This window comes from Hungatella sp. (genome assembly GCF_046966825.1).
Genome location: NZ_JBKVCZ010000190.1, coordinates 1 through 10,113, shown reverse-complemented (window position 1 = coordinate 10,113; position 10,113 = coordinate 1). Strand labels below are relative to the sequence as shown.

The window sequence follows — 10,113 nt, the reverse complement described above, 5'->3', positions numbered from 1 at the left end:
CCAAAAAGAGTATCCGGATAAAACACCGGTTTCTTTCGTTGTCATAGATAATAAGAATTTAACCGATCACGGCGTAAGCTATTTCTGCAGACGGGCGAAGACGTTTGTACTTGTCACCACGAATACGCAGCATCCGGCGTTTTCTGTACAGGAAGATAATCTGCATATCATCTGTCAAAAAAAATTAGATTTAAGAGCAGTGCTGGAAGAATTGTACGCGTCATACCATTGTGAAAGAATTACCATACAGACAGGCGGAATGCTGAACGGATTGTTTCTCCAGGAGAAGTTGTTTGACTGCATCGATATTGTTGTCGCTCCGGTTCTGATTGGCGGAAAAGATACCGCTACGCTGATCGACGGAGCATCGATTACGAAAAGGGAGGAATTGGGGCTGTTGGGAGTTCTGAAGCTTGTGAGGTGTGAGGTGCTGGAGGATTCTTATTTGCGTTTGAGGTATGAAGTTGCTGGATAAAATCTTCTGAAGCAGACCTGCCAGTGAGCCGCAGGTCTGCTTCAAAAGGATCTGTACTGCACGAATTTTCAATTTTTTTCAAATATCTGTTATTCTTCTTTTCCCATGCCCTTTACGCATATGAAAATTACGATTGCAGTGGCAATGAGGAATTCTGCAAAAATTACAGATGGATTCCAGATTTCGAAATAAAAGTGTCCAACGAAATATGCAGCTGTAAACAGGAGATACACTCCAATGGAATATGCGATACAGCGAATTATGTGACTGCGCTTCCGTTCCCGGACTAACATCTGTTGCTGCTGTTTCTCTAACAGCTCTGTCTTTACAGACAATTCCGTCATTTCCGAAGGTTTCAAAAGAGAGTCTGTCGTCACACCGAATATGACGCTTAATGCCACTATTTTATCCAACTCCGGTACCGACTGCCCGGATTCCCACTTTGAAACAGATTGCCTTGAAACATTTAATTTTTCTGCCAGCTGCTCCTGTGTTAAGTCCAGGCTTTTTCGCAGCGTCAAAAGTCTTTCTGAAAAATCCATATACCCGCCTCCTTGATTTTGATATCCTAACAATACCAAAAATCCCGGTTGCTTTCTATACAGCAGGCTGTATTTTTACGCAACTGACGGTTGAATTAAGCAGGCTGCTTAAGGGCGAAAAAACGCCTCCTTTCCCTCCGAATAGATTCCTGGCCGGCGCAGCTGCCCATGGCCTGTCACCCCTTCTCTGGCCCCATCCATAGCCGGATCCGCATAACGGTAAAACCAGTGATTCAGGCTGTCGTTCATCTCTTCCCGGACCAGACGGTACGCCTCATCCTCCGCCAGGTTCACCGTCTCCTCTGCATCCTCTGTCAGATGATACAATTCATCCATTCCATAAGGATACCGCCGGATAAATTTCCACTCTTTTGAACGAATCATCCGGTTAGGCCCATACTCATCGTAAACCACCACGGGTCCCGCCTCCTGCTCCGCCCCTTCCAGAACCGGAGTAAAGCTTCGTCCGGGCATACGGCCTTCCGCTTGTACGGATATCCCCGCCATGGAAAGCAGTGACGGAAAAAAGTCATACTGACTGTAAAGGCCGCGGATCACGCGCCCCGGCTCCGTATGGCCCGGCCAGCGCACGAGAAACGGCACCTTTACGGAGGTATCGTACAGATTCAGCGGAAAGGTGGCATTTCCCTTCCCCCACACGCCGTGATGTCCCATGTTCATCCCGTTGTCCGCCATGAAACAGAGGATACAGTGATCGTATTCTCCTGTTTCCTTTAAATGGGCCACAATGCGTCCAACGCCCGCATCCATAGCCGTGACCGCCGCGTAATAACCGCGCAGAAGCGACTTTCTCACTTCTCCTGTACCGTACGGTGCCGTCTGAATCTGCCTATCGCTGACAGGAAGGTCAGGTGTCGCTGTAAATGCACAGTCCCGGTAGGCTTCCACATATTTCCTGGGATGCTGGTCTTCATCCCAGGGATCGTGAGGCGCCGTGTAATGTACGCTGATATAATACGGGTTTTGTTCCGCCCTGCATGCGTCGATATATTCCAGCGCCTTATCCGTAATCACATCGGTGATATAGCGGCTCTCATACCGTATCCCTCCATTTTCCACAACATCCGCCTTCTTGTAAAGGCACCCGCCCCTGGCGATTGTAAACCATTTCGAAAAGCCGTGCTGCGGGCGCAGACTGTCTCCCAGATGCCATTTGCCCGCAAGACAGCATGTGTAGCCCTCCCGTGCCAGAACATCGGTATAGGTGGTCATCCCCTCCAGATAAGGTATGGCTCTGTCCTCATTTCTGTAATATGGGTCGCCGCTCTTTTCCTTTAGCCGCTCCCGGTCCACATTCCCCCCGCGGATCCAGTCAAGAACGCCATGGGCAGAGGGCATCCTTCCCGTGAAGATCGTTCCCCGCGCCGGAGAGCAGACCGGAGAGGCGCAGAAAAAGTTCTCGAATCTTACGCCCTCCTCTGCCAGTCGGTCCAGGTTCGGTGTCTTCACATCCCGGTTCCCCGCACAGCCCATGGCCCAGGCTCCCTGGTCATCGGTCAGTATCATAATAATATTTGGCCGTTCCATCTTCATTCCTCCATATTAAAGGGGGGACCCGGGATAAATTGTCCCTGTCCCCCTTACTCTATTTTTACTGATATCCGTTTTCTGTAAGCTGTTTACTAATTTCTGCCAGTAAATCCTCGACTCCGTTCTTGTTCAGTGCATCTAAAAACTGTGGTATATAGACTTCAGGGTCTACCATACCGGACTCCAGAGCTTTGGCATTCTCATCCACCACGTTGGAGATAGCCGCTATCTCGGTTTCCACCGGGCTGTTATCCAGTGTAAAGCCATTGTGAGGAGCCGTTATGGCCTTCGCATTATATTCCTCGAATAACTGTTCGATATTATCCGGGTAGGAAATATCCCACTTCTGGTTGAACGGTGTGCCGAACTGCCATCCATAGGTGTAATCAACATAGCCGTTGTCCTCGATCTTCAGGGTTCCGCCCATTGTGCGGTCTACCTGGTTGTCGCCCACCGCGCTGTAGTGCTGGCCTTCAATGCCGTGACGGATCAGGGTTCCTACGTATTCGTCGGTATTTAACAGGTTGATGAACTCCAGGGCCTTATCCGGATGTTCGGAAGCAGATGAAATAGCCAGAATTCCTCCGCGCGCGTTCTTTGTCTCAAAGAGCGGGTCCATGAGAGGAACGAAGGTCACGCCGTGCCCCGTCTTAGCCGCCTCAGCCTCAGCCGCTCCCGGAGCGTATGAGATGATATAGGAGAACAGCTTGCCGTTCTTAAAATCATTGTCGCGGTTGGCAATGTCGGTATCATAGTTTACCGGGTCCTTGGACATGTACCCCGCCTCATACCAGCTTCTCACCAGTTTACAGTAATCCATGTATTCCTGTGTTGCATACTGATTAAACACCCCCGTCTGATCCTTAAAGTACTCGTATTCCGGCACTGCGGCCGCACCTGGAAGTGCTCTGGAGCCGGACAGACTCTCGTAGGGATACAGCATATTGAAGGAGCCGCCGGAGCTTCCAAGGCCGGAAAGTCCGATGACCTCCTCTCCTGCCGCGTCAGCCTTTTCCTTGACGGTCTTTAACACCTCCGTGTAGTCCTCCAGTGTCTTTACTGAGCTTAAATCGATCCCATACTTTTCTGCCATGGTAGAGTTTACAAAGAAACCGCTCTGCCATCCCATCTCTTTATAGGACGGAACGCCATAGATCTTTCCGTTTACGGAAACAGCCTTCCATAAGGACTCAGGAATAAACTCATACGTCTCAGGAGCGTACTGCTTCACCGCATCCGTAATATCCATAAATGCATCCTTTGCCACAAACTGCACATAGTTAGTCGTCCAGTCTGCGGTAAAGCAGATATCAAAATACTCGCCGGAGTTGATCAGGGTCGGCATCTTTTCCTTGTAATCGGGATTGGCGATGACCGTATAATCGATCGTCACGCCGATCTTTTCCTTCGTATACTCATTTAATGCCGCAATAACCTTATCGGTATCCGCATCCACCGGATTCAAGGACATATACCATTTTAAAGTAACAGGCTCCTCCGCCGTCTTCGAAGCATCTGTCTCTGCTCCCTTTTCAGCCGTTGTCTCTCCTGCTGCCTTCGTATCCGCAGAGGCTGCCGTACCGCCATCCGTCGTCTTTGAAGAGCCGCAGCCTGTCATCAGGCTGGCTGCCATTGCCGCGCTCAGCACCGCGCACGCCCACACCTTTCTTTTTCTCATTTCTTACTTCCTCCTTCTACATAATTTATAACAGCTTACCCTTTGACCCCGCCGATTGTAAGTCCCTTCACAAAATATTTTTGGAAGAAGGGATAGGCGCAAAGGATAGGCAGTACTACCAGTACGGTTAAGGCCATTCGGCCGCTGTTGGTCGGAGCGTTGTTTGCCATCTCCGCGTACTCCAGCGCGTTAGCCGAGCTCTGTTTCAGTGACTCCAAGCTGTTCTGCATGCTCCATAAGAACGTCTGGATCGGGTAATTCTTCGTCTCGTAAATGTAAAGCATGCCCAGAAACCAGTCGTTCCAGTAAGCGATCATGGTAAACAGGCCAATGGTGGCGATTCCCGGTTTAGACAGCGGAAGAACGATCTTCAAAAAGGTATTGAATTCCCCTGAACCGTCGATGGTAGCTGCCTCCACAATCTCCATGGGTATGCTCTTAAAAAAGGTCCGCAGCACTACCACATAAAACACATTGAGTGACATGGGTAAAATCAGCGCCCAGACAGAATCCCGAAGCCCTAAAAGCTGTGTGTTGACCATATAGCTGGGAACCAGACCGCCGTTAAACAGCATAGTAAAAAGAAGCAGTAAGGTCAATGGTTTTCCATACCGGTAATCCGAACGCGAAAGCACATAGGACAGAAGCGTCGTCACCGCCAGGCTGAACACCGTTCCCACGATCGTGACAAACAGCGTAATTCCGTAGGAACGAACCACCTGATCCCCCATTTTGAAGAAAAGCCGGTAGGCCTCCAGACTCCATTCGCTGGGAAAAAATGTATAGCCATTTTCAAAAATGCTCTGCTCACTGCTGAAAGATACGATAATGACCAACAGAACCGGCAGCACGCAGGCAAGCGCCATCACGGTCAGAATCACGTTCATGATCCCGTTCGTCTTCTTACTGATATGATTGACGCAGGAATCCGCTCCGGCTTCCTCGTCTCTATATTTCTTTTTCATGGCAATTCCCCTTTCCTGACTAAAGCAACCGCTCTCATGCGGTCTTCACGCGTTTTCCGAAGAATGGCTGTCAGAACAGCGCGCTGTCCTTGTCGATCTTTCGCACAATGAAATTGGAGCCCAGCACCAGAATAAAGCCGACTACAGACTGATATAAGTTGGCGGCCGAAGCCATTCCGATGTTGCCGCTGACCTTTAACGCCCGGTAAACATATGTATCGATAACGTTGGTGATCGGGTAAAGGGGGCCGGAATCCCTGGGCAGCTGATAGAATAGCCCAAAATCAGAGTAGAACATCTTGCCGATCGCCAGTATGGTCAGTACAATCATCATGGAACGCATGCAGGGAAGCGTAATATACTTAATCTGCTGCCACTTGGTCGCCCCATCCATGATGGCCGCTTCGTAATAATCATTGGAAATCCCCACCAGAGAGCCTAAGTACATGACGGTCGAGTAGCCCACGGTCTTCCAGAGCTGGCAGAATACCAGGATAAACGGCCAGTACTGCTTCTGGGTATACCACTGGACCTCATCTTTTCCGAAGAAGCGGAGAATGTGGTTCAATAATCCGTTATCCACACTTAAGAATGCAAACGCAATAAAGGAAACGACAACCCATGACAGAAAGTAAGGTGCCATGAAGATCGTCTGGAAGAGCTTCGCCCTTCTCTTATTTAACAGTTCATTGAGCACGATCGCCACGGTAACCGCTACCACCAGATCCAGTACAATAAAAATCAGATTGTAACATATGGTGTTGCGGGTGATGATCCATGCGTCGCTGGTCTTAAACAGAAACTTAAAGTTTTCCAGCCCGTTCCATTCGCTTCCAAATATCCCTTTTCTAATGTTGTATTTCTTAAAGGCCAGGACAATGCCGGACAATGGCAGATACTTGAATAAAATCATCAGGATAATCCCCGGCAGGGCCATAAGCGTGAGCGGCAGGTTTTTCTTAAAATAGAACCATTCACTTTTTTGCCTTGTTTTCATTTTTTACCCCCTGTTTCTTCGCATCGCTTTTTGCTTTGATGTTTTCTGGCATAATTATACCTTTATCGGATTCCATTCCACAAGGAGACTTTTTTTATCTCATGTGTACTTTTATTTCGGAACGCTCCGAACCGATTGCGCGGCTGACCTTCATGCTTTATAATCATCTACATAGAAAGTGAGGAAAACAATTATGAAGGTTCTTCTTGTTGACGACGAGATTTTTGCAGTCAGAGGATTAAACTCCATGCTGCACTGGGAAGCATTTCACGGTGAGCTTGCCGGAACTGCTGCCAACGGGGAGGAGGCGATGGAATATATGGCAGCCACTCCTCCGGATGTCATTATTTCCGATATCAAGATGCCGCGGATGGACGGACTGAAGCTGGCGGAGCTGATTCACGCACAGTCTCCGGCCACCCGCATGATCCTCTTAAGCGGCCACGGGGAGTTTGAATATGCAAGACAGGCGCTCAAGTACGACGTTGCAGACTACATCTTAAAGCCAATCACAAGAGAAAAGGTCAATCAGATCGAAAACCTCCTGATTAAGTTTTACGAGGAAAATCAGGAGAGAAAACAGCGGTTCTTAAACGCCTGGAATTCCGGTCTGGAAGAGAAAATATTAACGATACTCCACAATCAGGATATGGAGGCGCTGGATCAGTTTTTTCGCTCTTCCTATTTTGTTAGCACCATGCACAGCAGCTCCGCCAATCCTCTGGGAATCCAGCTGATCAATTACTTATACGCCTATTTTTCCCAGATCGATGTAAACCGGACGGTCATTACCGTCTCACGGGAGCGCGCTATGGAACAGTTCTGGGACTCTCCGGGCACCCAGGAAAAGATCAACTTCATCATTACCAGCTATTACGACGTTCTGACCGGGATGAATCAGAAAAAGCAGGCATACAGCGAGTCCTTTATCACCTATGCAAAGGAGTATATCGGTGAACATTACTCTGACCCGGAGTTCAACATCTCCGTCCTGGCGGACAGTATGCACGTATCGCTGTCCTACTTAAGCTCCCAGTTCAAGCAGGCCACCGGTTCCAACCTAATTTCCTATGTGACCGCAATGCGTATGGACTACGCCCGCCGTCTGCTGGCCGACCGCCGTTACTCCATCGGGGAGATATCCGCGATGTCAGGCTACGAGGACGCCAGATATTTCGCCAAGCTGTTCAAGAAAAAGACGGGTTTTACCCCCAGTGAATACCGGAATCTGAAAACATAAAGAAGGAGGGGTCCCATGGCAATCCGAAAAAAAATATCTGGTCTGTTTCTGGCTATCATCCTCTTCTTTCTCTTAACCTTCTACATATTTATGTACTTTTATTTTCACAATACGGTAACGGCCGCAGTGGTGGAACGGCAGGAGGCACAGGTCATGGCAAACCGCCATCTGGCCTCTAATTTTATGAATAATCTGAGACAGATCACCATCCATTTTATCAGTGACCGCGCCATCGGCAGCCAGCTCAGCAGCACGTCCACCGAGCCCATGGAGCAGCTGCAGGTCCGCGCCGCCCTGCAGTCCCAGTTCTCTCACTACTCGCTGCTTACGATGTCCCATGATGTCAACAGCTACCGCTATACCCTGTTCCTCAATGACCAGCTTCCCATCTCATCGATGTTTGAGGCCAGGACCCTGAGCACGAATCCCTACAGTACAGCCAGCAGCATCTTTACCAACACCCTGGTGAAGGACGATCTGTGGTATAAGAATACTCTGGAGGCCTCCAATTACACCTGCGTATTTAATAATGAAAGTTCCGGAGAGCTGTGCCTTGCCAAGAAAATCCAGAATACCAGCTATACTGGACCATACTATAAGGATGGGCAGGCCGTCATGGTCATCAGCATTAAAATGCCCTATATCGATTCTGTTTTCGGCGGGATTCCCCCCACCCCCAACAGCGGCTACGCCCTTCTGGACAAAAAGGGGCAGCTTCTCTACGCCAGCCCCAGCGGCCCGGATCACAGCTTCTACACAGAGGCACTTGCAGCGGTCAGCGGGAATACCGCCTTATACCAGGCCGGAACCGGTTCTCACCACGTAATCGGCGGGGAGCCTTACCTGGTAAACTTTGACGATTCCGATCAGGATATCACCCTTCTGTCGCTTACGCCCTACTCCGATATCAATCGTACAGTACGCCCGGTCATGGTACGCTTTTCCGTGATCTCTCTGCTGATTACACTATGTGCCATGGCTGTTATTTTCACGGCTTCAGACCGCATCACACGGCCGATTATCCTCCTTTCTGAGGTGATCGGTTCCATCACCGATACGAGAACCTTTGACTTAAAGAGCCTTCACGTATCGAAGGACCGGGAAATCGTCAGTCTGGAGGAAAGCTTTACGAAGCTGATTATCAACAACAACCGTTTGATTCATGATGTCCAGGCGCAGGAAATCAGGCAGAAAAACTCGGAATTAAAGGAACTGCAGGCACAGATCGATCCCCATTTTATCTTCAATGCAATGGATGCGGTCAACTGGATTGCTCTGACCCGCGATCAGGATGATCTGGCGGAGATCCTCGCCTCCATTGCCAATCTCATGCGCTACAGCATCATGGAGGCCGACCAGCTCATTCCCTTAACGAAAGAGCTTTCCAATATAGGAGAATATATTGCGATCTACAAGCTCCGGCATCAGGGGGATATCAGGCTTTCCGTCCCCTCAAAAGACGCCTCAGCCGATACTCTGATTCCAAAATTCGCGCTTCAGCCCCTGGTGGAAAATTCCATCCGCTACGGCGGCCAGCCGACTGGAACGGCGATCGAGATCACGGTCTCTGTAACACATGAGGCGGACCGTTTCATTCTGGAGGTATCAGACAACGGCCAGGGCTGCGATCCTGATCTGCTCAATGAGTATCTGGCTTATAAAACAAACAACTTAAAGGTGACCAACGGCTTCGGAATCCGCAATGTGAACGACCGGATACGCCTTCATTTCGGGCCGGAAAGCGGTCTTAAGTACTACGTTGATGAAAACAACAGGCTGACGGCACGGGCAGAATTTAAATACAGGGAAGCTTCCGCTGCTAAATTATAATAAAAGGAGAAATTTAATATGGAAAAGAAAACGATCGTTAAGAATGAGATTGTAAAGAATGGGATTCACGGCTATTCGGCGGCAGAGACCTACATAGCGCCGAAAGAGCCTGCCGTAAAAGAGCATCTCGAATGGTTCATGGGATTAAAGCTGGGCCTGATGATGCACTGGGCGCCTGGCTGCCAGATGGGGACCTATGAGTCGTGGCCCCTCTCCGACGGAGACGGCAGCTGGTCTCAGAGGGATGTGGACTGGACCGATATAGAGACCTTCAAGCAGGAGTATATCGACTGCAATAAAACCTTTAACCCGGTGAAATTCCGCCCGGACCGCATGGCAGAATTTGCAAAAGAATGCGGCTTTAAGTACCTTTTATTCACCACCAAGCACCACGATGGCTTCTGCATGTTCGATACGAAGACCACCAATTATAAAATAACAGATCCCTCCTGCCCCTTCTCCTCTCATCCGGATTCCGATATCACCGGGGCTCTGTACCGGGAATTTAAAAAGCAGGGACTGGCCATCTCCGTCTACTTCTCCAAGCCGGACTGGCACAGCGATGCCTACTGGCATAAGGCATTCGGCACCGCGCCCACCAGAAATATCAACTATTCCGTTACAGACCATCCGGAGCTGTGGAAGGAATTTGTAGATTATACCCACGCACAGCTTCGCGAGCTGACCTCCAACTATGGAAAAGTAGACGTGCTGTGGCTGGATGGCGGCTGGGTCAACGCCGGGAACGAAGGCCAGGATATCCGTCTGAATGAGATTGTCAAAGAGATACGCGGCACCACACAGCCCCATCTGATTGTCTGCGACCGTACCGCAG

General features: G+C 49.6%; 9 protein-coding genes. 4 read left to right on the top strand and 5 right to left on the bottom strand.

Annotation, left to right across the window (positions count from 1 at the left end):
* On the top strand, window positions 1-475 hold a 475-nt coding region (locus ACLTD4_RS31230), incomplete at its 5' end, for a dihydrofolate reductase family protein (protein ID WP_412331844.1).
* 89 nt (window positions 476-564) lie between these two features.
* Here ACLTD4_RS31230 and ACLTD4_RS31225 read toward each other — a convergent pair.
* From ACLTD4_RS31225 to ACLTD4_RS31205, 5 genes are all read right to left on the bottom strand, one after another.
* Window positions 565-1,017, bottom strand: coding sequence for a helix-turn-helix domain-containing protein (locus tag ACLTD4_RS31225; RefSeq protein WP_055652519.1), 453 nt, complete (start codon window positions 1,015-1,017; stop codon window positions 565-567).
* A 108-nt stretch (window positions 1,018-1,125) separates the two neighbouring features.
* Complete coding sequence (locus tag ACLTD4_RS31220; protein WP_117634924.1) at window positions 1,126-2,565, bottom strand: sulfatase-like hydrolase/transferase; 1,440 nt, start codon at window positions 2,563-2,565, stop codon at window positions 1,126-1,128.
* A 64-nt stretch (window positions 2,566-2,629) separates the two neighbouring features.
* Window positions 2,630-4,246, bottom strand: coding sequence for an ABC transporter substrate-binding protein (locus tag ACLTD4_RS31215; RefSeq protein WP_117634922.1), 1,617 nt, complete (start codon window positions 4,244-4,246; stop codon window positions 2,630-2,632).
* 35 nt (window positions 4,247-4,281) lie between these two features.
* The gene (locus ACLTD4_RS31210) at window positions 4,282-5,211 is read right to left on the bottom strand and encodes a carbohydrate ABC transporter permease (protein WP_117634920.1); all 930 of its coding nucleotides are present in this window, start codon (window positions 5,209-5,211) and stop codon (window positions 4,282-4,284) included.
* A gap of 70 nt (window positions 5,212-5,281) precedes the next feature.
* Window positions 5,282-6,208: an ABC transporter permease gene (locus tag ACLTD4_RS31205; RefSeq protein WP_002604446.1), complete on the bottom strand. Its 927-nt coding sequence runs from the start codon at window positions 6,206-6,208 to the stop codon at window positions 5,282-5,284.
* Between the two features lie 193 nt (window positions 6,209-6,401).
* Between ACLTD4_RS31205 and ACLTD4_RS31200 the strand changes: the two genes are divergently transcribed.
* From ACLTD4_RS31200 to ACLTD4_RS31190, 3 genes are all read left to right on the top strand, one after another.
* Window positions 6,402-7,448, top strand: coding sequence for a response regulator transcription factor (locus ACLTD4_RS31200; protein ID WP_002604447.1), 1,047 nt, complete (start codon window positions 6,402-6,404; stop codon window positions 7,446-7,448).
* A gap of 15 nt (window positions 7,449-7,463) precedes the next feature.
* A complete protein-coding gene (locus ACLTD4_RS31195) occupies window positions 7,464-9,278 on the top strand; it encodes a histidine kinase (RefSeq protein WP_117634918.1) in 1,815 nt (604 codons plus the stop codon).
* A gap of 18 nt (window positions 9,279-9,296) precedes the next feature.
* Window positions 9,297-10,113, top strand: an 817-nt coding sequence (locus ACLTD4_RS31190; protein WP_412331843.1) for an alpha-L-fucosidase, incomplete at its 3' end; no start/stop codon positions are given.

Excerpts from the sequence above, each read along its gene's own strand:
- ACLTD4_RS31225 (WP_055652519.1), bottom strand. The coding sequence starts at position 1,017 with ATGGATTTTTCAGAAAGACTTTTGACGCTGCGAAAAAGCCTGGACTTA.
- ACLTD4_RS31220 (WP_117634924.1), bottom strand. The coding sequence starts at position 2,565 with ATGGAACGGCCAAATATTATTATGATACTGACCGATGACCAGGGAGCC.
- ACLTD4_RS31210 (WP_117634920.1), bottom strand. The coding sequence starts at position 5,211 with ATGAAAAAGAAATATAGAGACGAGGAAGCCGGAGCGGATTCCTGCGTC.
- ACLTD4_RS31215 (WP_117634922.1), bottom strand. The coding sequence starts at position 4,246 with ATGAGAAAAAGAAAGGTGTGGGCGTGCGCGGTGCTGAGCGCGGCAATG.
- ACLTD4_RS31205 (WP_002604446.1), bottom strand. The coding sequence starts at position 6,208 with ATGAAAACAAGGCAAAAAAGTGAATGGTTCTATTTTAAGAAAAACCTG.
- ACLTD4_RS31200 (WP_002604447.1), top strand. The coding sequence starts at position 6,402 with ATGAAGGTTCTTCTTGTTGACGACGAGATTTTTGCAGTCAGAGGATTA.
- ACLTD4_RS31195 (WP_117634918.1), top strand. The coding sequence starts at position 7,464 with ATGGCAATCCGAAAAAAAATATCTGGTCTGTTTCTGGCTATCATCCTC.